The sequence below is a fragment of the Acidovorax sp. FHTAMBA genome (genome assembly GCF_038958875.1).
GTDB lineage: Bacteria > Pseudomonadota > Gammaproteobacteria > Burkholderiales > Burkholderiaceae_C > Acidovorax.
The window spans coordinates 1,931,870-1,954,226 of sequence record NZ_CP152407.1 but is presented as its reverse complement, the minus strand read 5'-3'; the positions used below and the strand labels follow the sequence as shown (position 1 = coordinate 1,954,226).

The 22,357-nt window shown below is 61.7% G+C and carries 14 protein-coding genes and 2 tRNA genes; 2 read left to right on the top strand and 14 right to left on the bottom strand.

All coding sequences use genetic code 11. The annotated features are described in order from the left end of the window. Nucleotides 1-74 precede the first annotated feature (74 nt). Nucleotides 75-1,931 carry a MobH family relaxase gene (gene mobH / locus AAFF19_RS09110; RefSeq protein ID WP_038201320.1) on the top strand — a complete coding sequence of 619 codons (1,857 nt, stop codon included), beginning with the start codon at nucleotides 75-77 and terminating at the stop codon, nucleotides 1,929-1,931. Nucleotides 1,932-1,960: 29 nt separating this feature from the next. On the opposite strand, the gene AAFF19_RS09105 is transcribed toward mobH, so the two are convergent. Then, nucleotides 1,961-2,266 carry a helix-turn-helix transcriptional regulator gene (locus AAFF19_RS09105; RefSeq protein ID WP_038201317.1) on the bottom strand — a complete coding sequence of 102 codons (306 nt, stop codon included), beginning with the start codon at nucleotides 2,264-2,266 and terminating at the stop codon, nucleotides 1,961-1,963. 339 nt (nucleotides 2,267-2,605) lie between these two features. Here AAFF19_RS09105 and AAFF19_RS09100 point away from each other — a divergent pair, with 339 nt between their 5' ends. Continuing rightward, nucleotides 2,606-3,232: a LysR substrate-binding domain-containing protein gene (locus AAFF19_RS09100; RefSeq protein ID WP_038201314.1), complete on the top strand. Its 627-nt coding sequence runs from the start codon at nucleotides 2,606-2,608 to the stop codon at nucleotides 3,230-3,232. 306 nt (nucleotides 3,233-3,538) lie between these two features. Here the strand turns inward: AAFF19_RS09100 and AAFF19_RS09095 are convergent, their stop codons facing one another. The 13 genes from AAFF19_RS09095 to AAFF19_RS09035 form a co-directional block, all read right to left on the bottom strand. Next, nucleotides 3,539-4,465, bottom strand: coding sequence for a VOC family protein (locus tag AAFF19_RS09095; protein ID WP_038201310.1), 927 nt, complete (start codon nucleotides 4,463-4,465; stop codon nucleotides 3,539-3,541). Nucleotides 4,466-4,482: 17 nt separating this feature from the next. After that, the gene (locus AAFF19_RS09090; protein ID WP_038201307.1) at nucleotides 4,483-5,538 is read right to left on the bottom strand and encodes a cupin domain-containing protein; all 1,056 of its coding nucleotides are present in this window, start codon (nucleotides 5,536-5,538) and stop codon (nucleotides 4,483-4,485) included. A gap of 48 nt (nucleotides 5,539-5,586) precedes the next feature. Beyond that, nucleotides 5,587-7,662, bottom strand: coding sequence for an acetate--CoA ligase family protein (locus AAFF19_RS09085; RefSeq protein WP_342721717.1), 2,076 nt, complete (start codon nucleotides 7,660-7,662; stop codon nucleotides 5,587-5,589). A 122-nt stretch (nucleotides 7,663-7,784) separates the two neighbouring features. Beyond that, nucleotides 7,785-9,323 carry an IS3 family transposase gene (locus AAFF19_RS09080; protein ID WP_342721716.1) on the bottom strand — a complete coding sequence of 513 codons (1,539 nt, stop codon included), beginning with the start codon at nucleotides 9,321-9,323 and terminating at the stop codon, nucleotides 7,785-7,787. Between the two features lie 143 nt (nucleotides 9,324-9,466). Further along, a complete protein-coding gene (locus tag AAFF19_RS09075) occupies nucleotides 9,467-11,266 on the bottom strand; it encodes an integrase arm-type DNA-binding domain-containing protein (RefSeq protein ID WP_051952837.1) in 1,800 nt (599 codons plus the stop codon). Between the two features lie 231 nt (nucleotides 11,267-11,497). Next, a tRNA-Gly gene (locus tag AAFF19_RS09070) sits at nucleotides 11,498-11,573 on the bottom strand. A gap of 85 nt (nucleotides 11,574-11,658) precedes the next feature. Continuing rightward, complete coding sequence (gene lon, locus AAFF19_RS09065; protein WP_034695106.1) at nucleotides 11,659-14,100, bottom strand: endopeptidase La; 2,442 nt, start codon at nucleotides 14,098-14,100, stop codon at nucleotides 11,659-11,661. 126 nt (nucleotides 14,101-14,226) lie between these two features. Then, nucleotides 14,227-15,492 (bottom strand): ATP-dependent Clp protease ATP-binding subunit ClpX, encoded by a 1,266-nt coding sequence (gene clpX, locus AAFF19_RS09060; RefSeq protein ID WP_008906212.1) that lies wholly within the window; start codon nucleotides 15,490-15,492, stop codon nucleotides 14,227-14,229. 102 nt (nucleotides 15,493-15,594) lie between these two features. Beyond that, entirely contained in the window at nucleotides 15,595-16,203 is a 609-nt protein-coding gene (gene clpP, locus AAFF19_RS09055) for an ATP-dependent Clp endopeptidase proteolytic subunit ClpP (protein ID WP_034695109.1), read from the bottom strand. 132 nt (nucleotides 16,204-16,335) lie between these two features. Further along, nucleotides 16,336-17,649, bottom strand: a complete 1,314-nt coding sequence (gene tig / locus AAFF19_RS09050; protein ID WP_182118989.1) for a trigger factor — start codon at nucleotides 17,647-17,649, stop codon at nucleotides 16,336-16,338. Between the two features lie 75 nt (nucleotides 17,650-17,724). Further along, nucleotides 17,725-17,811: transfer RNA gene (locus tag AAFF19_RS09045), tRNA-Leu, on the bottom strand. Between the two features lie 90 nt (nucleotides 17,812-17,901). Next, a complete protein-coding gene (locus AAFF19_RS09040; protein ID WP_342721715.1) occupies nucleotides 17,902-21,084 on the bottom strand; it encodes an efflux RND transporter permease subunit in 3,183 nt (1,060 codons plus the stop codon). 8 nt (nucleotides 21,085-21,092) lie between these two features. Beyond that, nucleotides 21,093-22,319 (bottom strand): efflux RND transporter periplasmic adaptor subunit, encoded by a 1,227-nt coding sequence (locus tag AAFF19_RS09035; protein WP_342721714.1) that lies wholly within the window; start codon nucleotides 22,317-22,319, stop codon nucleotides 21,093-21,095. Nucleotides 22,320-22,357 lie beyond the last annotated feature (38 nt).

Below are 22,357 nucleotides of genomic sequence, written 5' to 3'. Positions count from 1 at the left end.
GGATGGCAAGGGGAAAGGCCCTACCTTGAAAAGGCAAAAAGGCCTCCCGGTCGGCCCGCCACCAGCACACCCACATGCTCTCCCTGTTCCAGCGAAAACGGACTTCGGTCGCAGCCGCTCCGTCGCCAACACCCGCAGCCGATCCCCCCAAAGGGCTGCTGCGGCCCGAGTCGGCCGCATCTCTGCTGGCCACGCCGCGTCGGCAGAAGCTGCTGGAACACATCTGGCAGCGCACGTCGCTGTCGCGCAGACAGTTCGCCACCCTGTACCGCGCACCACTGGGGCGCTACGCGGAACTGGTCCAGCAGTTTCCCGCCTCCGAGAGCCACCACCACGCCTACCCGGGCGGCATGCTGGACCATGGCCTGGAGATCGTCGCCTACAGCCTGAAGCTGCGGCAGTCCCATCTGCTGCCCATCGGCTCCAGCCCCGAGGACCAGGCGGCGCAATCCGAGGCCTGGACGGCCGCCGTCGCCTATGCAGCGCTGCTGCACGACATCGGCAAGATCGCCGTCGACCTGCATGTCGAGTTGGCCGACGGCTCAATATGGCACCCTTGGCACGGCCCGCTGCAACAGCCGTACCGCTTCCGCTACCGCGAGGATCGCCAGTACCGACTGCACAGCGCGGCAACAGGCTTGCTGTACCGCCAGGTGCTCGACCAGGACATCTTCGACTGGCTGGTGGGCTATCCCGATCTGTGGGCCGCGCTGCTGTATGTGCTGGCCGGCCAGTACGAGCACGCCGGCACGCTCGGCGAACTGGTCGTGCAGGCCGATCAGGCTTCGGTCGCCCAGGAACTCGGCGGAGATCCTGCAAAGGCGATGGCCGCCCCGAAGCATGCCCTTCAACGCAAGCTGCTCGATGGACTGCGCTACCTTCTCAAGGAGGAATTCAAGCTGAACCAGTCCGGTGCCTCGGATGGCTGGCTGACCCAGGACACGCTCTGGCTAGTGAGCAAGACCGTCTCGGACAAGCTGCGCGCCCACCTGCTGTCGCAGGGCATCGACGGCATCCCAGCGAACAACACAGCGGTTTTCAATGTGCTGCAGGACCACGGCATCGCCCTGGCCACGCCGGAAGGCAAGGCGATCTGGAAGGCGACCGTCACGAGCGATGCCGGCTGGTCGCACAGCTTCACTTTTCTGAAGCTCTCGCCCGCGCTGATCTGGGAGGCGGCTGAGCGACCAGCGCCGTTCGCGGGCCAGGTGCAGGTCGAGCAAGAGGATCAGGGCGTGTCGCCGCCACTGACGCCCGTCGCGCCTGATGTCCAGCCTGTCGTGCCCGCGGCGGGAACGCCGCCGAGCACAGTGTCGGCTCCGTCGACGGACAGTGGCGTCATGGCGCTACTCGATGTGCTGGGCGTGGCGCAGGCTGCGCCAGTACGGCCCGGCTCTCCCACCCAAGAGACAGAGCGCGAGCCCACCTCGGCGCCAGCACCAACGCCAGCCCCCCCTCTGGCGGCAAACACCGCGGCCACGGAGGCGCGGCCCGAGCCTTCCGGCGCGCACTTCATGGCTTGGCTGCGTCAGGGCATCCTGGCACGCAAGTTGATCATCAACGATGCGAAAGCGCTGGTACATACCGTCGCCGGCACCGCCTACTTGGTCAGCCCCGGTGTTTTCCAACGATATGCGCAGGAGCATCTGCACGCTGCAGCCCTGGCCAAGCAGGAGAAGCTAGAGGCGTGGCAGTGGGTGCAGAAAGGCTTCGAGAGGCTGGGCCGGCACCGCAAGCAGGCCAGCGGCTTGAACATCTGGACTTGCGAAGTCACGGGGCCGCGCAAGTCGAGGCGCCTGCATGGCTATCTCCTGGCCGACCCGGGCGCGCTGTTTCAGGAATTGCCCCCAGACAATCCCTTCCTGAGTCTCGTCAACGAAGCCATGAAGCGCGAAAGTCCCACCCCTGGGGAGAGGAACAGCGCGCAGTAGTCGACGCGCGGCCACTAGCCAGACCGACTCTAGCTCTCGGACTTGGCTGTCGCCGCTTTCGCTAGCTTGGACTCCGTCAGTGTCATCAGGTGGGCAGCACTGCACTTCAACGCACGGGAAATCTTGAGGATCAGGGCGAGCGTGGGCATGTGCTCGCCGCGCTCGATCTTGCCGATATGCGAGCGATCGATTCCGGACAGGTCGGACAGCATCTCCTGGCCAATTCCTTGCTTGGCTCGTTCCTCACGCACGGCCGCGCCGAACGCGACGGCGGGCGCTTCCTCGTAGGTGGTCGTGCCGACGGGCCGGCCTATTTGAATCTGACGCTTCTGCATTGGCAAAAGCGTCAACCAAAGAAGCGAACTAAACCACGGTAAACTTAACTCAAAATCTTCGCAGATCCCACTGCGTGTATTCACCATGTCGATTTCCACTAAAGGCTGGACTCGTGGAGCCGAGCCGGAGCATTGGCGGAGAGGATTCGAGTGGAGGATCGGACTTTTTTTTCTTTGAGGACAAGGCTTTGAGCGGCAGGTGACGACATGAGAATTGATGCGAGACACCCTGGCATGTTCTTCGGTTGGCTGTTCGCGCAGTCCAGCTTCAGCGAAAATTTGAAGCACCCTTCCAGGATCTAGCGGAGAACCACCTTCACACATCTAAGGGGCGCCGATGTGAGATCAAGTGACGCCAGCGCAGAAATCCGGGTGGCCGTGCTTGGCGACTGGGTGCCGCCGCAGCTCGCTAGTGTGTTGGCGCTGCAGCGAGCAGACGAACCCGGGTCCGCCGCAGAATTGATCGGTTGCACCACCACAGAGCAGGCAGAAGGGCCGCCGGACGCATGCTTCGATCTTGCCTTGTCCACGACCCCACAGCAGTGGTCCGGCTGGGAATGCGAGCCACTGTGGCATGACACGCTGGCGGTCGCTGTCGCCAAGCGCTCTCATCTTCTCGCCTATCGAGAAGTGCCTTGCCAAGAACTGCTCAAGCAGTCACTGATCTACACGCAATCGACCGGCGATGAACCGTGGCGCTCTACGGCGCGAGCTCTGCTCGGCTACGTACCGCATGAGCGCGAGCAGACGGCGCGCAGTTTCGACATCGCGATGACGCTGGTTGCCGCTGGCTATGGGGTCTTCATCGCACCCGCCGCCAGGTTGATCGGCCACTTGCACCGCGGCATCGCACTGCGGCCACTGGAGGACCGACCGACCATCGTGGTGACCTACCTGCTGCGCCCTTGCACGAGCTTAACGGCACCGCAGGCGCGTTTCATTCAACGAGCCCGCGTTACCCTCTGAACACCGAAGTCTTATGACGCCTCATTCCCGTTCGATGACCTTCACGCCGCTTCGATAGCGGGCCAAAGGTCTCCGTGATCTACGCTCTGGCCTCGCCGGCCGCCATCATGTTCGCAGCGAGTGCCCTAGGCGTGGAGCCAAGGTGTCGCAGTTCGATCATCATGAACACAAGCGCTCATGTGCACTGACAGTGACTTGCCGACGTCAGCGCTGCGACTTCCATCCTCGAGCAGGTTGATTTTCATGCAGGCCTTTCGACCATCGAGAAAATCACAGCAATGCTCTCTACCGTTGATGGCCGCGTAGTCAGTCAGCCGATTCAAAATTGACGACGAAATCTTCCGGGGGCACCTTGGCAGCCCACACAGCGGTCACGTCTTCGGGCGAGCCATCCATCACGGTCCAGCCGGAATCGTCCTCCGGAATGACGTCCATGTCCCAGAACATTTCGACCAGACTACCCCAGGGATCGCGAATGTAATGGAAGAAGTTCGACCCCGCCACATGGCGACCCAAACCGAAGCAGTCACGGTAGCCTGCATTGATCAGGTTGCGTGCGCCCAGTTCAATGTCGTCCACGCTGTCCACCTCGAAACTCAGGTGGTGGAAGCCCACATGAGAACTCTTGGCGAATGCCAGGGTGTGGTGATCCCCTCCGTTTGAGCAGCGAAGGAAGGAAATGATGTCCTGCGCACGGTCCGACTCCTTCATCCCCAGCACGCGGGTATAAAAGTCCACCGAACGACGCACATCGGGCGTGAACTTGATCAGGTGCCCCAGACGGCGGGGGCTCACGGAAGCGACCGGGGTACAGGCCCCAAAAGCGCGGTCGGTGAGACGACGGACACGCCCGGGCATGTTGACCTCACGGGCCGGGGCGCGTTTGGACGGCGCGTCCTCAGCGACACGCAGGTTGACCCACAAGCCGTCGGGGTCCTGGCACCAGATGCCCTCTTCCACGCCCTTGAACGGCATCCGGTTCAGCGGTACTCCTGCCGCTTCCAAGCGCGTCTTGGCGGTACGCATGCCTGCTTCGTCGGTGCCGAAGGCAATGTAGCTCAGACGCTTCTTGGCCCCTTCAACAAGGCGCAGTTGGTCTTGATCGCGGTCGGCGCAACGCAACACCAAGTCGTTGCCACTGGCCTGGTCGTTGAGACCGAAGATTTTGTAGAACTGTCGGCCCACTTCAAGGTCGGGCACCGTGAAGCCCACATGGTGCAGGGATCGAATCATGTCTCGTTCTCCTTGGGTTAACGGTCAAACACCTCATGGAAACCGAGCTTGCGCTGCATGGGGGCATCGTCCACCATGAACAGGAACGCCGGTGCAGTCTTCGACGCATTGCTCAAGACAATCGTCGCGTGCGTCGGTGCGGCCAGTGTGTCGGCCTCTTCGAAGGTCAATACCTCGCCATCGATCGCGGCCGAACCGCCCCCCTCAACCACATGGAACACGGCCGAGGACGAACGACGCGGCAAGCGCACCTCTTCCCCAGGGCGCAGCATGATGGCGGAGAAACCCAGGGTGGGCATGCACTCGCGACCGGTCTCCGGATTCACATAGGCCAGGTGCACGGCCTGCCCAAGGGGAGTAACACGCGCCAACTCAACCAACGTGGAGCGCACGTTGTTCCAAGCGAAGCGCAACATCGGGTAGTCACCGCGGGGACGGTTCAGGGTGGCGTAGGGAACTACACCGCCTTGCGCAAAGCGCACGGCCGATGAGTTCAATGGATCAGTGATGACTTGGGATTTGTGGCCATCCACGCAGTAAGAGGCCTCGACTCCATAGACCAATGGCAGATCCAGCGCATCGAGCCACACCACCGGTTCATTGCCGTCGTGACCATGCTCGTGCCACATGCCAGGAGGGGTCAGGATCAGGTCACCCCGGTGCATCGGCAGCTTCTCGCCGCGCACGACGGTATACCCGCCCTTGCCCTCCACCACAAAACGCACGGCCGAAGGTGTGTGCTTGTGGTTGGGCGCGGATTCACCCGGCAAGATAAGCTGCAAGCCGATGTAGATGGTGGGCGTGGCTTTGAGCTCGTCCAAACCCAGGCCGGGATTGCAAAGCACGAGCACACGCCGCTCGGCCTTTTCAATGGGGGTCAATTCACCTGCACGCATCAGATCCGGACGAACCTCCTGCCGATAGCGCCACAGTGCAGGTTTGGTCCGGCGCGACGGCATGTCGAAGGGCAAGGCGGCACGCAATGATGGCCACAGGGGCATCATGTTCCGGCTGCGCAATCCGTTGTAGTAGTCCGGAGGCAGATCTTCAACGCGACCGAGTTCTGTGCTCATGATGTCTCCTTTGAAAAGATGAGTCAGTGAATACCAACGACTGAAGGTTCAGCCATTCAATCGAACCAACGCGTCAAGAGCCAAAGCGCCCTCGCTGTTGACCCGCAGCGGGTTGATTTCTACCTCTGCGATTTCAGGGTGCTCGAACATCAACCGGGAGATACCGAGCATGGCGTTTGCAATCGCTTCTCTGTTGCACTTGGGCAGCGTGCGGAAGCCGTCGAGCAAATCGCGTCCACGCAGGCTGTTCAACATTTGTTCGACATCGAGTCTGCTGATCGGCACCAGGCGCACCGTGGTGTCGGCCAAGGCTTCGGCCATGACACCACCGAGCCCAACCACCACACAGGGGCCCCAGGAGGGATCACGCACACCGCCAACAATCAACTCAACCCCCGCAGTGGCCATTTGCTCGAGCAGATAGGCTTTCGGGCCCAGGGTGGGAATGCGGTCTATCGCATCGAGTGCCACGCCCAGACGGGTTTCGTTGTCGATGCCCAAATGCACGCCACCGACTTCGGTTTTGTGGGGAATCTCTTTCGACACGACTTTCACCACAAGGGGCGTCTTGAGGGAGCGGAACGCGCCCACGGCTTCCTCACGGGTGGTGCACAAAGTACGACTCGGACTGTCAATGCCATACCCCGCCAGCAAGCGCTTGGCGCTGTCTTCGTCCAGATGCCCCGTGATGGGGGTGGCCGTTCCAACCGCCCCAACGGGTTCGACGCGGGCTTTGCGCCAGCGGGCACGTGCGTCGGTGGCCAAAGCCAGCGCCGCCTGCACCAAACGCTCCGGACTTTCCACCATGGGAATGCCGGCGGACGCCAAGGCATCACGCGTGGGCGTGGTGTCGCCGATCGGTCCCAACGAACCGAACACCACCGGCTTGCCCAGCGTCGCCGACACGTCTGGCAGCACCTGCACGGGGTCCAGCACCGCGGGCTCGTGCAGCCCGAAAACCAGCAAAGCGTCGATGGCAGGATCGCGCCCCACCGTGCGCAGCAACTCGGCGAAACCAGGACCCGGGCGACCAGTGTCAATCGGGTTCTTCAGATAGGTCATGGGCGGCAGCAGAGTGGCCACGCCGGCCACAGTATCTGGCGACAAAGGAGGCACCGCGAGAGACTCGGTCTTGAGGCCATCGGCGACCAGCAAACCCGGCCCGGCCTGCCCCGTCACCAACGCAAAGCCCGGTTCCGGCATAGGCGGCAGACGGAAACAACTCAACACCGCGACCGCTTGCACCAGTTCCTCCGTCGAATCAACGACCACCACACCGGCCTGAGCGAGTCCGGCCACGGTGCGTTGGTGCGAGCCGAGCAACTTGCCGGTGTGCGACACGGCGAATTCACCCACATCGGAGCGCCCAGCGGGCAATGCCACCACCGGCTTCTTCTCAGTGACACGGGACAGCACGTCGAACAACTCCCGACCGTTCGGGATGCCTTCCAGGTGCAGTGCAATGGCCGACGTGCCGGGCTCGTCCCCCAGCCACTCAAGCACTTCCGCTGTATCCACGTCCACCGCGTTGCCCAAGCCCATCGCGAAGGAGACGCCTTGTCCCAAGCGATCGAGCAGGAAGCACAGCGACAGATTGACCCCGCCGGACTGGGCCACCACCGCCACGCGGCCCGGCTTCAGGCGATCGGCGCCGGGCACGAAACTGGCCACGCATTGCGCTGCTGGATGAATAAACCCAGATGTGTTGGGCCCCAACACACGCAGGCCCGTTTCCTGGCAAATCGCGTGCAGTTCCGCTTGTAGCCTGGCCCCCGCTTCGCCACTTTCCCCGAACCCACCGGAAACAATGAGCACCCCCCCCACACCGCGAGCCGCAGCCTCTCGCGCAGCTTCGACGCAGCGCTCGGCCGGAATGGCCAACACCGCAAGGTCTACCGGCTCCGGCAAGGCTGCAAAGCTGGGATAGCAATTGACGCCCTGGATCTCCTTTTCGCGGGGGTGAACGGCCACCCGTCGCCCAGGAAACCGGCTCAGCACCTGCAGTGCTTGCGAACCGGCCTTGGTCGGATCTGCCGAAGCACCGACGACCGCGATGGACGTCGGTGAGAGAAGCCGCGCCAAATTGCGACGGCGGATGTCTGTGATCATGCGGTCGGTGGCCATACGGATTCCAAACAACTTAATGCGAAGCGGTACCGAGCGTCATTTCGCGGCGAGTTCAGGATGCTGTTGATTTCCATGCAAACCTGACCCACCGGGGGTGCGGATAAAAACTTGGACTGGTTTTATGCCGCAAGTCCAAGGCTCACCCGGTATTCGATAGGACTGAGGGAGCCAAGAGAGATCTTGATCCGCTTCTCGTTGTACCAGCGGATGTAGTCGTCGACCACCTCAATGAACCGCTCGATGGTCGTGCCCTTCCAGTCCCGAGGATAGAACAGCTCATTCTTCAGCCGGCCGAAGAAGCCCTCACACGCCGCGTTGTCAGGCGAGCACGCCTTACGTGACATGGAGCGGGTGAGTTTGGCATCGCTCATTCTCGATAGCCAGCCAGGCCAGCGGTAGTGCCCTCCGCGATCGGAATGAACTACCGGCCTAGCGGTGGTTTCTGCCACTGTCTCGATAGCAGCATCCAGCATGGTGTTGACCAGTTCAGCGTCCGGGCTCGTGCCAATGGTCCAGCTCACCACCATCCCGTCGAAGCAATCGATGATCGGTGACAGGTACACCTTGCCCGCAGGGATCTGGAACTCTGTGATGTCGGTCAGCCATTTCTCGTTGGGGGCTGCAGCCTGGAAGTCACGGTTGATGATGTTCTCGGGTGCGGGGCTGATCTCGCCGAGGTACGACGCGTAACGGCGCCGCTTTGGCTTTGCAACGACCAGGCCTTCTTGTTTCATCAGCCGCTGCACCACCTTCTCGGAGATGGTGACGTCCTGCTTGGTCAGCGAGGCCTGCAGCCTGCGGTAGCCGTAGCAGCGGTGGTTTGACTCGAAGATCTCGGTGAGGGATTGGCGCACCCCAAGGTACTTGTCGCCGACCGCTGTGCGGGCCCGATGGTAGAAGTACGAGCTACGTGCAAGACCCAACTGTCCAAGGAGCTCAGGCAAGTCATAGTGCTCCTTGAGGGCGTCAATCAGCAGTGTCTTCTCCCGGTTGGACAGGAGCTGTAGATCGACGCCCAGGCCTTTTTTTAACAGTTCATTGGCCTTGTTCAAGAGGTCCTGCTCAAGGCGCAGTTGCCTGACTTCGAGGCGCAGTATCTCAACCTGGCGCTCGAGCTCTTCACGCTCTCGCGCCTGCGGAGATTGATTGGTGTGTTTCATTGATGCGGGTGTCTCACGCCCCAGAAGCTGGTTCTTCCAGTTGTACAACGTTGGCCGGCACACGCCGAGCCTGTCGGCAACAGCCTGTGCACTTTCCTGCCGGGTGCAAAGCTCCATCACTCCCGCGTGCTTCAAGCTCTCGGGATATCTTCGCTGGCCCACACTGCCGACAAGGGCCATCCTGGCTTCAGGGAATGCCTCGCGGACCCACTTGGTTAGCGTTCCACGCCCTGGATAGCCCAGCGCCCTCATGGTGGCAGCGATGCATCGATCATGTGTGAGGTAGTGCTCGATGGCCGCTGCCTTCTGGCCCTGCGAGAACTTCGGCTCCCGACGGGCATATCCCAGCGGCAGGTCGAGCCGCTGCTGATACTCGCGGTACCACCCCTTCAATGCATTCTTGGTTGGGTAACCCAGCTGACGGATGGTCGGGCTGGTGCGTTTGCCGAGCTTGATGTAGAGCTCAACGGCTCGGATTCGGTCTTCGTAGGAATACATGAACTACCTTCTAGTAGTCCAAGTTTTCGTCCGCACCCCCTCCTGGGGGTCAGTGGGTCACTTCTGCGTGGAAATCAACACTGACGACCTATCTGCTTCGCAAGAGCCAGTAGAAGAACGTCTTGCACGATCGGTTCACCCAATCAATCCAGACCCAACTGCGCGAATACCATTTCCTCCGCGGCGGCGAGCTTGCCCGCAGCAACGGCGACCACAGGCGCAAGTCCCTCCAGATCGTCCCGCGGCTCGGACAAGGTCCGATAGAGCACCCATGAATCAATCCGCTGTGCCCGCTCCATCACCTTGTGCACGAAGCGCTGGCACAGCGGATTGAGTTGCCACTCCGGGATGCGCTGACCACGGTTGCCCAGGCTGATGGACAATAGCCGCTTGGCCTTGATTTCCCGATTGATCTGGTCGCGGGATTTTCCAGCCAGCTTGGCGAACACAGGGACTGAGAGGTTTTGCGGCGCTTCGAAGGTCGCCAGCATCTCGGCATGGGCACGCTGGAAATCGGTCATCACCGGTTGCGGGCGCTGGTCGCGACGCGCGATGATGGTCATCGGGCTCGGTGGCGGCGGCAGTGGCCCATCCGGATTGGCATTCTCCATCGTGTTGTCGGCAACTGCGGCATGGTCCTGTGCAGGGTTGGCTGGCGAAATCGTGTGCGAGCCGGCGACCTGGGTGCTGGAAGCGTTCATGAGGTCCGCATCCGGCGGCTGGTTCGCCCAAGCATCCAGCCGATCGGCCCAGTCCTGCATCATCCCCCGGCGCTGCTCAACGTACTCCGCGTGGTTGTAGGCCGAACTGATTTGATTGGGATCGGTATGCGAGAGTTGGGCATCCACCCATTTCCCGTTGTAGCCGAGTTCGTTCAGCGCCGTGGAGATGGTGCCCCGGATGCCGTGCCCAGTCAGTTGGTCCTTGTACCCCATGCGCTTCAGAGCAGCGTTGAGGGTGTTCTCGCTGATGCGCTTCTTGAGGTCACTGCGATGTGCAAGCAGATAACGCTGTGCCGGCGCCATGTCGTCCAACAGGTGCTGGAAGATTTCGATGGCCTGACGCGGCAGGGGAACGATGTACGGCGGGATGTCCCTGTCTTCCGTGCGCAGCGGCTGCTGAAGCTGCTTCACAACCTCGGCAGGGATGATCCAGAGGCCTCGCTCAAGGTCAAACTGGTCTCGCATCGCCAGCCTCAGTTCACCGGTTCGTACTCCCGTGAGCAATAACAGCCACACCCCCAGTTGCGTCTTGGTTTCGCCGCGGTAGGCACGCAGCTTGCGCAGGAAAGCCGGCAACTCGTGCATGCGCAGGAACGGGTTGTGTTTGACCGGAGGCTGCGGCATCGCCACGATGTCCAGGTCGGCGGCCGGGTTCTCCGGCAAGTTCACCTCGACCATCGCGAAGCGGAAAAGCTGATTGAACCAGGTTCTGCACTTCTCGGCCGTGGTAAGAGCCCTGCGCCGCTCGATTTTGCGCAGGATCTCCAGCAGATCCTGGCGCTTGATCTCGAAGATCGACAGGTTGCGCAGTGTGGGCAGGACATCCTTGCCGAAGATGCGATCGATCTGGGAGAGCGTGCTTTGGCGTCCAGTCTTCAGGCTCATCGCCTTGAAAGCACGCCACGACTGAAACATCACCTCGAAGGTGTTCTCTGCAGCACAGATCGCCGCAGCCCGCTGGGTGCGACGGTGCATGCGTGGATCAATGTCCTTGGCCACGAGAGCACGACACTCGTCGCGTCGCTCGCGCGCCTCCCGCAGGCTAATCTCAGGGTAGGTACCCAGCGAGATGCGGGGCTGCTTGCCCGCCCAAGAAAACCGGAAGTGCCAACTCTTTCCACCACGTGCAGTCACGTAGAGGCTCAAGCCATCGTTGTCATGGAGTGCATAGTCTTTGCGGTCAGCCTTGGCTTGACGGACCACGGTATCGGTGAGAGCCATCGCACATACATCCTCGGTCTCGTTTGAGTTGAGGAGCTTTGTACGATCCCGGTAAGGCTGGCACTTGGAAGAAATCGATCTGCCAAGCCACCGGATTTCTGTACTAGAAAATGTACTAAAAACCTGTGGCTGAAGACGGATTCCAGTGGACCTCACTGGATGAAAAAAGGGGCGAAAAGCCCCTGTTTTCAATGACTTATGGAATTCTGTAGAACTCCATAGATCGCAAATTGGAGCGGGAAAAGAGTCTCGAACTCTCGACCTCAACCTTGGCAAGGTTGCGCTCTACCAACTGAGCTATTCCCGCATTTTACCGAAGCCTCACATTGTACAACGTTTGCTACGATGGACTGAATTGTAGCGCATTTTTTGGAGCTTCTCAAAAAAAAACGTCAATGTTTCAATCCATCGGCAGCGGCGGATGAGCCGGCTGCCTTGTCCGTCGACACCGCCACCGCAGCAGCAGACGCAGCCACTTCTTCATCGGTGAGGGGCACAGGCTTGCTTTCCAGCGCGACTTCAAGAACCTTGTCGATCCAGCGCACAGGCACGATCTCGAGACCACTCTTCACGTTATCCGGGATCTCTGCGAGATCCTTGACGTTTTCTTCGGGGATCAGCACCGTCTTGATGCCGCCACGCAAAGCCGCCAGCAGCTTTTCCTTGAGGCCACCAATGGCGGTAACTTCGCCGCGCAACGTGATCTCGCCCGTCATCGCAACATCTGCGCGTACAGGAATGCCGGTCAGGGCGGAAACAAAGGCCGTTGTCATTGCAGCCCCTGCGCTCGGGCCGTCCTTGGGCGTCGCACCATCTGGCACGTGGATATGGATGTCGCGCTTCTCGAACGCCTCATCCTTGATTCCCAGAATGCGCGAGCGGCTGCGCACCACCGTGCGGGCAGCTTCCACCGATTCCTTCATCACATCTCCCAGCGAACCGGTGCGCGTGATGACGCCCTTACCGGGCATGGCGGCAGCTTCGATGGTGAGCAGATCCCCGCCCACTTCCGTCCAGGCCAGACCGACCACCTGGCCGATCTGATTCTGTGCCTCGGCCCGCCCATACGTGTACTTGCGCACACCCAGGAAGTCGGGCAGGTTGTCAGCGGTGACGACCACCTGGGGCACGAGCTTCTTGAGTTGCAGGCCCTTGACCACCTTGCGGCAGATCTTGGACAACTCACGCTCAAGCGATCGCACGCCTGCTTCCCGCGTGTAGTAGCGCACCATGTCGCGCACGGCGGGCTCTGTGATGAGCAGTTCCTCATCCTTCACGCCATTGTTCTTGAGCTGCTTGGGCAGCAGGTACTTCATGGCAATGCTGGTCTTCTCGTCCTCGGTATAGCCCGACAAACGGATCACTTCCATCCGGTCCAGCAGCGCCGGGGGGATATTCATGGAGTTCGACGTAGCGACGAACATCACATCGCTCAGGTCGAAGTCCACCTCGACGTAATGGTCCCCAAACGTATGGTTCTGCTCGGGGTCCAGCACCTCCAGCAGCGCGCTGGACGGGTCGCCCCGGAAGTCCGTGCCCAGCTTGTCGATTTCGTCCAGCAGAAACAGCGGATTGCGCGTACCCACCTTCGACAGGCTCTGCAGCACCTTGCCAGGCAGCGCGCCGATGTACGTGCGGCGGTGCCCACGGATTTCAGCTTCGTCGCGCATGCCACCCAGGGCCATGCGCACGTACTTGCGGCCCGTGGCCTTGGCAATGGATTGCCCCAACGAGGTCTTACCCACGCCCGGTGGCCCCACCAGGCAGAGGATAGGCGCCTTGACCTTGTCCACGCGCTGCTGTACTGCAAGGTATTCAAGGATGCGATCCTTGACCTTGTCGAGGCCGAAATGGTCTTCGTTAAGCACGCCCTCGGCATTCACCAGATCGTGCTTGATCTTTGTCTTCTTGCTCCAAGGGAGTGCGGTGAGCACGTCAATGTAGTTGCGCACCACGGTGGCCTCGGCCGACATGGGCGACATCAACTTGAGCTTCTTGAGTTCTGCATCAGCCTTCTTGCGCGCCTCGGCAGGCATCTTGGCGAGCTTGATCTTTTTCTCGATCTCCTCGATGTCTGCACCTTCGTCGCCCTCACCCAGTTCCTTCTGGATGGCCTTGACCTGCTCGTTCAGATAGAAGTCGCGCTGGTTCTTCTCCATCTGGCGCTTGACGCGGCCACGGATCTTCTTGTCTACGTTGAGGATGTCCACCTCGCGATCGAGCTGCTCAAACAGGTTTTCGAGACGCGCCTTCACATCCGACAGATCCAGCACCACCTGTTTGTTCTCAAGCTTGAGGGGCAGGTGTGCAGCAATGGTGTCCGCCAGACGACCCGGGTCGTCAATGCTGGAGATGGAAGTCAGGATTTCCGGCGGTATTTTCTTGTTGAGCTTGACGTACTGGTCAAACTGCTGCATCACCGCGCGCCGCAGGGCCTCGATTTCGCTGGGCTTGCTGCCTTGGGGCGTCGCCTCGACAGGCACCACCGTGGCCATGAAATGGGTATCAGCATCCTCAATGGAGGACACTTGGGAACGCTGTTGCCCTTCCACCAGTACCTTCACGGTGCCATCGGGGAGCTTGAGCATCTGCAAGATGGTGGAGACGCAGCCCACATCGAACATGTCGGCCACCGAGGGCTCATCCTTGGCGGCGGTTTTTTGCGCCACGAGCATGATGCGTCGGTCGGCCTCCATGGCCATCTCCAGGGCCTTGATGCTCTTGGGGCGACCCACGAAAAGGGGGATCACCATGTGGGGGAACACCACCACATCGCGCAATGGCAACAGCGGCAGATCAATAGGGGTGGCTGGCAGGGGGGTATGTCCGGACATGGAAATCCTCAAAGTGCTCTGTGGAAGTGGGTCCACATGTGGGGATTTTCAACCCTTGCACGCAGCCGTACTGGCGCAAGGGTTGATGGTTCAAAGGGCGACAACATGGCGCCCGCTCCGGTCTTCTCAGGCCTTCTTGGCCGCTTCGCGGTACACGAGCAGCGGCGGCTTGTTTTCTTCGATGGTTGACTCGTCCACCACCACCTTCTCAACGTTGCTGGTATTGGGCAGATCAAACATCGTGCCGATCAGCGACTGCTCGAGAATGGAACGCAGGCCGCGAGCACCTGTCTTGCGGGCCAAGGCCTTGCGAGCAATGGCTTTCAAGGCTGCAGGACGGATTTCAAGGTCCACACCTTCCATTGCCAGGAGTTTGCTGTACTGCTTGACGAGTGCATTCTTGGGCTCGGTCAGAATCTGAACGAGCGCATCTTCACTCAGCTCTGCCAGCGCTGTCACTACAGGCATCCGCCCCACCAGTTCAGGAATCAGGCCGAACTTGATCAAATCTTCGGGCTCGATTTCAGTGAAAACCTCGGTCAACGAACGTTGCTTCTTGCTTTTGACCGATGCGCCAAAGCCGATACCCGAGGCCTCGGTACGGTTCTCGATGACCTTTTCCAGCCCTGCAAACGCGCCGCCGCAGATGAACAGGATGTTGGTCGTGTCGATCTGCAGGAAATCCTGGTTCGGGTGCTTGCGACCGCCTTGTGGCGGCACGCTGGCCATGGTGCCTTCGATGAGTTTGAGCAGCGCCTGCTGCACGCCCTCGCCCGACACGTCGCGCGTGATGCTGGGGTTGTCAGACTTGCGCGAAATCTTGTCGATTTCGTCGATGTAGACGATGCCACGCTGGGCGCGCTCGACTTCGTAGTTGCAGCTTTGCAGCAACTTCTGAACGATGTTTTCCACGTCCTCGCCCACATAGCCCGCTTCGGTCAGTGTGGTGGCATCAGCCATCACGAACGGCACGTCCAGCATGCGCGCCAACGTCTGGGCCAGCAACGTCTTGCCGGAGCCCGTCGGGCCGATCAGCAAGATATTGCTTTTGGACAGCTCCACATCATCCTTGTGGGCTTTGTCCTTGTGGCGCAAACGTTTGTAGTGGTTGTACACCGCCACCGCCAGCGTGCGCTTGGCGACATCCTGGCCAATCACATAGTTATCCAGGTTGGTCTTGATTTCTGCCGGCGTCGGCAGGTCGCTGCGACCTTCCCGTGCCAGATCACCAGCCGGAAGTTCGTCGCGGATGATCTCGTTGCACAGGTCAATGCACTCGTCGCAGATAAAGACCGACGGGCCAGCGATCAGCTTCTTCACTTCATGCTGGCTTTTGCCGCAGAAAGAGCAGTACAGGGTTTTTTCGCTGGAAGAGCCTTTTTTCTCGGCCATGGGGGCAATGCCTTGCTTGTTTCGGAAAGTTGTCGGGATGATAACCAAATAAAAAACGGCGTCTTCCGCGCGGGAAAACGCCGTTCTTGCCGCCTGCGGCGGTCAGGCGCGCTTGCTGATCACCTGGTCAACGAGGCCGTATTCCTTCGATTCCTCAGCCGACAGGAAATAGTCACGCTCGGTGTCACGCTGGATCTTTTCGAGTGGCTGGCCCGTACGCTCGGCGAGGATCTTGTTGAGCTGCTCGCGCGTCTTGAGGATTTCGCGCGCGTGGATCTCGATTTCGGTCGCCTGGCCCTGCATTCCGCCCAGGGGCTGGTGGATCATGACCTTGGAGTTGGGCAGCGCAAAACGCTTGCCCTTGGCACCGGCCGCGAGCAGGAAGGCGCCCATGCTGGCCGCCATGCCCGTGCACAGGGTCGAGACATCAGGCTTGATGAAATTCATGGTGTCGAAAATCGCCATGCCGGCGCTCACCGAGCCCCCCGGGGAATTGATATAGAACGAGATGTCCTTGTCGGGGTTCTCGCTCTCCAGGAACAGCAGTTGTGCCACCACCAGGTTGGCCGTCTGGTCGTTGACCGGGCCGACCAGAAAAATCACCCGCTCCTTGAGCAGGCGCGAGTAGATGTCATAGGACCGTTCGCCACGGCCAGACTGCTCGATGACCATGGGGACCATGCCCAAGCCTTGTGTTTCCAATGCGCTCATGTATTTCTCCAGACAAGCAGGTACTGTACCCAGAAATGAATTGGGGCTTGTGCACGAAAGCACAAGCCCCTTGCGTGTCGTGACAGCCAAACCGGAGGCTTGCCCAAAGGCAAGCCGCACGGCGAGGGCCTGTCAGCCCTGCTGCGCCATCAGATCGTCGAAGGAAATGGCCTTCTCGACCACCTTGGCCTTGGACAGCACAAATTCCGTCACATTGTTTTCGATCACGACCGCTTCAACTTCGGCCAGACGTTGGCGGTCGCCAAAGTACCAGCGCACCACGTCTTCGGGCTTTTCGTAGCTGGCGGCCAGCTCGTCGATGTGGGCCTTGAGCTGCTCAGGCTTGGCCTGCAGCTCATTGGCACGCACCAGCTCGGCCACCACGAGGCCCAGACGCACACGGCGCTCGGCCTGGGGGCGGAACACGTCTTCAGGGATCTCCGCCTTGTCGGCGTCCTTGATGCCGCGCTGCTTGAGTTCGGCGCGAGCGCCTTCCAGCAGGCGTGCGATTTCAGCCTGAACACTGGCGTTGGGCAGATCCAGCTCGGCCTTGGCGACCAGGGCATCCATCACGGCAGCCTTGTTGCGGGCCAGCAGGCGGAACTTGACTTCGCGCTCCAGGTTCTTCTTGATGTCGGCGCGCAGGCCTTCTACCGAGCCGTCGGCAATGCCGAGGGACTTGGCCAGCGCGTCGTTCACTTCGGGCAGGTGGGCGGCTTCGATCTTCTTGATCGTCACGAGGAAGTCGGCAGTCTTGCCGGCGACGTCCTTGCCATGGTATTCGGCCGGGAAAGCCAGCGGGAAGGTCTTGCTTTCGCCCGCCTTCATGCCCCGCACGGCATCTTCGAATTCCTTGAGCATCTGGCCTTCGCCCACCAGGAACTGGAAGTCTTCTGCCTTGCCGCCTTCAAAGGGCTCACCGTCGATCTTGCCTGCGAAGTCCACCGTCACGCGATCGCCATCTTCGGCGGCAGCGCCCTGGGCGCGCTGGGCGAAGCTGCGGCGCTGCTTGCGAAGGATGTCGATGGTCTTGTCGATGGCGGCGTCGGTAACTTCCGCCGACAACTTTTCGATTTCTGCGCCGGACAGGTCAGCGATCTTGACCTCTGGAAACACTTCGAAAATGGCGTCAAAAGTGACCTGACCTTCAGGGGCCCCTTCCTTTTCCGTGATGCGGGGCTGGCCGGCAACGCGCAGGTTGGCTTCGTTGGCAGCCACGGCAAAAGCTTCGCCGACCTTGTCGTTCAGCACTTCGTACTGCACCGAATAGCCGTAACGCTGGGCCACCACATTCATGGGCACCTTGCCAGGACGGAAGCCGTCCATCTTGACCGTGCGGGCCAGGCGCTTCAGGCGCGTGTCCACTTCGGACTGGATCAGGGTGACGGGCACGCTCAGAGTGATCTTGCGCTCGAGCTTCTCAAGGGTTTCAACAGTAACGGCCATGGCTATTCCTCTTATGAATGTGGATCGTGCTGGCTGCAGCGCAGCAGCGCCGTGTTCCGCAAAGTCTCACATGGGTGGTGCGCGGGGGGGGACTCGAACCCCCACACCATTGCTGGCGTCAGGACCTAAACCTGGTGCGTCTACCAATTTCGCCACCCGCGCGGTTCTACAAACAAACAGGCGGCAACCTCAGCTGCCGCCTGTGTGAAATCGGTCAACCTTCTATTTTACCTGATGCGGACATGCCGCCTGTCAAACGCCCCCCAGAAGTTCGGGCTCCGGGCGTTTGACGCGGAACCACGCCGCGTACATCGCGGGCAGCGCCAGCAGGGTCAGCACGGTGGCAACGATCAGCCCGCCCATGATGGCCACGGCCATGGGGCCCCAGAACACGCTGCGTGACAGCGGGATCATCGCCAGCACGGCGGCGGCCGCCGTCAGCACAATGGGGCGCAGGCGGCGCACGGCCGACTCGACAATCGCGTCCCACGCAGGCACGCCCCGGGCGCGGTCCTGCTCGATCTGGTCAATCAGGATCACGGAGTTGCGCTGGATCATGCCCATGAGCGCAATCACACCGAGCAGCGCCACGAAGCCAAAAGGCCGGTTCAGCACCAGCAGCGCCGCCGCCACACCCGCCAGCCCCAGGGGCCCGGTCAGGAACACCAGCATCGCGCGGCTGAAGCTGTGCAGTTGCAGCATGAGCAGCGTGAACGTGATGAACAGCATGATGGGGATGCCCGCCGCGATCGAGGCCGAGCCCTTGGAGCTTTCCTCCACGGCACCCGCCACCTCGATGCGGTAACCCGTCTGCCCTGCCGAGCGCCACTTGGCTTCCATCGCCTTGAGAGACGGCAGCAGCGCGGCCGTCACGGTGGCGCCCTGCAGGCCCTCGGTCACGTCGCCCTGCACGGTGATGGCGTAGTCGCGGTTTTCGCGCCACATCACGCCAGGCTCCCAGGTGAACACGGGCTTGGCAATCTGCGTGAGCGGAATCGACTTGCCCGAGGCCGTGGGCAGGTAGGCATTGGCAATGTCGGTGATGGCGTTGCGCTCGTCCAGCGGCTGGCGCAGCACGATGTCGATGAGCTTATCGCCCTCGCGGTATTGCCCCACCTGCGTGCCCGACAGAATTGTCTTGGAGGCTTGCGCAATCGACTGGCTGGTCACGCCCAGGGCACGCGCCTTGGCCTGGTCGACCTCCAGGCGCAGCACCTTCACGGACTCGTTCCAGTTGTCGTTCACGCCACGCATGTCGGGGTTCTGGCGCAGTTGTGCCTTCACCTCGTCCGCACGCTCGCGCAGCACCAGCGGGTCGGGGCCCACCACGCGGAACTGCACGGGGTATGGCACGGGCGGGCCGTTGGGCAGAAGCTTGACGCGGCCACGCACTTCCGGGAACTCCTCGGCCAGCAGCGCGGGCAGCTTCACACGCAGCGATTCGCGCACCGTCAGATCTTTGGGCACCACAATGAACTGCGACACGTTGCTCTGCGGGAACACCTGGTCCAGCGGCAAATAGAACCGCGGCACGCCAGAGCCCACCCAGGTGCTCACCGTGTTCACGCCCGGCTCGGACAGCAAGCGCTGCTCCACCCGCTTGGTGACCTCTTCATTGCCTGCAAACGAAGTGCCTTCCGGGAACCAGATGTCCACCAGAATTTCTGGCCGGCTCGAATCGGGGAAGAACTGCTGCTGCACCTTGCCCATGCCCACAATGCCGAGCGCAAAGGTCAGCACCGTGGCGCCGATGGTCAGCCAGCGGTGCTGCACGCACCAGTCCACCAGGCGGCGGAAAGTGCGGTAAAACGGGCTGTCAAACACTTCGTGCGGGTCGTCGGTGATGCCCTTGTTGGCCTGGGCCGCCAGCACATGGGGCGGCACCTTGAGCAGCAGCGTGCCCAGGTACGGCACAAAGTACACCGACACGATCCAGCTGAGCACCAGCGCGATCACCGTCACGGCAAAGATCGCAAACGTGTATTCGCCCGTGGTGGATTTCGCCAGGCCGATGGGCAAGAAGCCCGCAGCGGTGATCAACGTGCCCGTCAGCATGGGCATCGCGGTGATCTCATAGGCAAAGGTAGCGGCGCGCACCTTGTCGTAGCCCTCTTCGAGCTTGAGCACCATCATCTCGACCGCAATGATCGCGTCGTCCACCAGCAGACCGAGCGCAATGATCAGCGAGCCCAGCGAGATCTTGTGCAGGCCAATGCCCCAGTACCACATGGCCAGAAAGGTGACCGCCAGCACCAGCGGGATGGTGATGCCCACCACCAGTCCCGGGCGCGGGTCGATGTACCAGCGCTTCCACAGCGGTTGATTGCCGGGGCGCTTGTGCAGCCCCAGCGCAATGAAGCTCACCGCCAGCACGATGACCACGGCCTCGATCAGCACCTTCACGAACTCGTTCACCGAGGTGGACACCGCCTTGGGCTGGTCTTGCACGTTGACGAGCTTCACCCCCGCTGGGAGCGTGCCGCCAATGCGGTCGGTGGCAGCATGCAGCGCCTTGCCCAGCGCAATGATGTCGCCGCCCTTGGCCATGGAGACGCCCAGCGCAATCACTTCCTGCCCCTGGTGGCGCACCTTCACGGTGGCCGGGTCCACATAGCCGCGCTTGACCTCGGCGATATCACCCAGGCGCATTTGTGCGCCCGACGGGCCCCGGATGGGCATGGCACGCAGGTCTTCAATGGCGTTGAACTGACCCTGCACCCGCACCTGCACCTGGTCTTGCGGCGTCTGGATGGCGCCCGCGCTTTCCACAGCGTTCTGCTGGCCCAGCTGGGCCAGCACCTGGTTCATGTCCAGGCCCAATTGCGACAGGCGCTTTTGCGAGATCTCGATGAAGAGTTTTTCGTCCTGCACGCCAAACAGCTCAACCTTGGCGACATCGGGCACGCGCAGCAGTTGCTGGCGTGCGTCGTCGGCAAATTGCTTGAGTTCGGCATAGCTGAAGCCTTCGGACTCCAGCGCGTAGATCACGCCATACACATCGCCAAAGTCGTCATTAAAGAACGGGCCCTGGATGCCCTGCGGCAAGGTGTAGCGCATGTCGCCCACCTTCTTGCGCACGCTGTACCAGACGTTGGCCACCTCGCTCGCCTTGGACGAATCCTTGATCTGGAAAATGATCTGCGACTCGCCGGGCTTCGAATAACTGCGGATCTTGTCGGCGTAGGGCACCTCTTGAAGCGTGCGCTCGATCTTGTCGGTGACCTGCTCGGCCACCTGCTGCGCCGTGGCGCCGGGCCAATACGTGCGCACCACCATGGCGCGGAAGGTGAACGGCGGGTCCTCGTCCTGCCCCAGCTGGAAGTAAGCGGCAAAGCCCAGCAGCATGAGCACCACCATCAGGTAGCGCGTGAGGGCGGGATGGTCGAGCGCCCACTTGGAGAGGTTGAACCCCTCTTTGGGTTGGATTTGCGTCATGGCCGGCCTCAGTTGGCGTTGGATGCTGCAGGGGCCGCTGCCGTGGCAGCAGGTACAGCAGGTACAGCAGATACAGCAGGCATCGCTACTGAATTAGTAGCTGTCTGCGCTTTACTGGTATGCGCTGAAGCCGTTTTTGGCTGATAAACCAGTACCTTCTGCCCGGGGGAGAGCACATGCACACCCGTGGCCACCACCTGCATGCCGGGCGCAAGGCCCGCGGCCACCACGGCCTCGTTGCCATCGGCCGTGGCAATCTGCACCACCTGCGACTTCACCGTGCTGCTGGCCGCGTCATACACCCACACCGCCGTGGACTGCCCCTCCTGGCGCAGCGCGCTCGTGGGCAGCTTGATGGCCGGAATGCCCGCGTGGCTCAACGCCTTGGGCGTGACATACACGGTGGAGCCCAGCGCCGGTGCCTCGGCGCCGTCGATGGCCACCTTGATCTGATAGGTGCGCGTGGCCGCGTCGGCACTGGCGGCCACTTCGCGCACGCGGCCCGTCAGGTTGGCGCCGCCGGACCAGCCGCGCACCGCCACTTCAGAGCCTGGGGTGATTTGCCCCACCTTGTCCTCCGGCACCGCAAACACCACGTCACGGGGGCCGTCCTGCGCAATGCGTACCACGGGCGTTCCGGCCGACACCACCTGACCCGGCTCGGCGTCAATGCCCGTGACCACGCCCGAAACATCAGCCAGCAGCGTGGTGTAGGCAGTCTGGTTACCTTGGGACGACAGCTGCGCGCGCGCCTGGTCGAGCGTGGCCTGGGCGGCCTTGAGCGACGCCTCGCGCCGCTCCAGCTCGGCGCCGCTGATGAAGTTCTGGTCTTTCAGGGTCTGGTAGCGCTTGAAATCGGCGGCTGCCAGGTCACGCTGCGTGGTGGCCGATGCCAGCTGCGCGCGGGCAGCATCCGCAGCCAGCTGGTAGTCCCTGGGGTCCAGCTGGGCCAGCACCTGCCCCGCCTTCACGCGCTGGCCCAGCTCGGCCTGGCGACGCACGATCTTGCCCGCCACGCGAAAGCCCAGGCGCGACTCCACCCGCGCACGCACCTCGCCCGAATATTCCAGGCTGGACTGCATCGCCCCCACCCCCACGGTCAGCAACTTGACCGAGCGCACGGGCTCCTCGGGTGGCGCGGGGCGCGAGCAGGCGGCCAGCAAAACAGCGGTGGCCAGCACCAGCAAGGTCCGGGAGTGCCGTTGAAAAGGCCACGGGGCGGAGGGTGTGCGCATGGGAAATCCGGTGATGGGTAAAGGGCCACAAGGAGTAA

What these genes read in the sequence shown, in the direction of transcription:
- mobH (WP_038201320.1), top strand. Translation starts at nt 75, where the DNA reads ATGCTCTCCCTGTTCCAGCGAAAACGGACTTCGGTCGCAGCCGCTCCG.
- AAFF19_RS09105 (WP_038201317.1), bottom strand. Translation starts at nt 2,266, where the DNA reads ATGCAGAAGCGTCAGATTCAAATAGGCCGGCCCGTCGGCACGACCACC.
- AAFF19_RS09095 (WP_038201310.1), bottom strand. Translation starts at nt 4,465, where the DNA reads ATGATTCGATCCCTGCACCATGTGGGCTTCACGGTGCCCGACCTTGAA.
- AAFF19_RS09090 (WP_038201307.1), bottom strand. Translation starts at nt 5,538, where the DNA reads ATGAGCACAGAACTCGGTCGCGTTGAAGATCTGCCTCCGGACTACTAC.
- AAFF19_RS09085 (WP_342721717.1), bottom strand. Translation starts at nt 7,662, where the DNA reads ATGGCCACCGACCGCATGATCACAGACATCCGCCGTCGCAATTTGGCG.
- AAFF19_RS09080 (WP_342721716.1), bottom strand. Translation starts at nt 9,323, where the DNA reads ATGTATTCCTACGAAGACCGAATCCGAGCCGTTGAGCTCTACATCAAG.
- AAFF19_RS09075 (WP_051952837.1), bottom strand. Translation starts at nt 11,266, where the DNA reads ATGGCTCTCACCGATACCGTGGTCCGTCAAGCCAAGGCTGACCGCAAA.
- lon (WP_034695106.1), bottom strand. Translation starts at nt 14,100, where the DNA reads ATGTCCGGACATACCCCCCTGCCAGCCACCCCTATTGATCTGCCGCTG.
- clpX (WP_008906212.1), bottom strand. Translation starts at nt 15,492, where the DNA reads ATGGCCGAGAAAAAAGGCTCTTCCAGCGAAAAAACCCTGTACTGCTCT.
- clpP (WP_034695109.1), bottom strand. Translation starts at nt 16,203, where the DNA reads ATGAGCGCATTGGAAACACAAGGCTTGGGCATGGTCCCCATGGTCATC.
- tig (WP_182118989.1), bottom strand. Translation starts at nt 17,649, where the DNA reads ATGGCCGTTACTGTTGAAACCCTTGAGAAGCTCGAGCGCAAGATCACT.
- AAFF19_RS09040 (WP_342721715.1), bottom strand. Translation starts at nt 21,084, where the DNA reads ATGACGCAAATCCAACCCAAAGAGGGGTTCAACCTCTCCAAGTGGGCG.
- AAFF19_RS09035 (WP_342721714.1), bottom strand. Translation starts at nt 22,319, where the DNA reads ATGCGCACACCCTCCGCCCCGTGGCCTTTTCAACGGCACTCCCGGACC.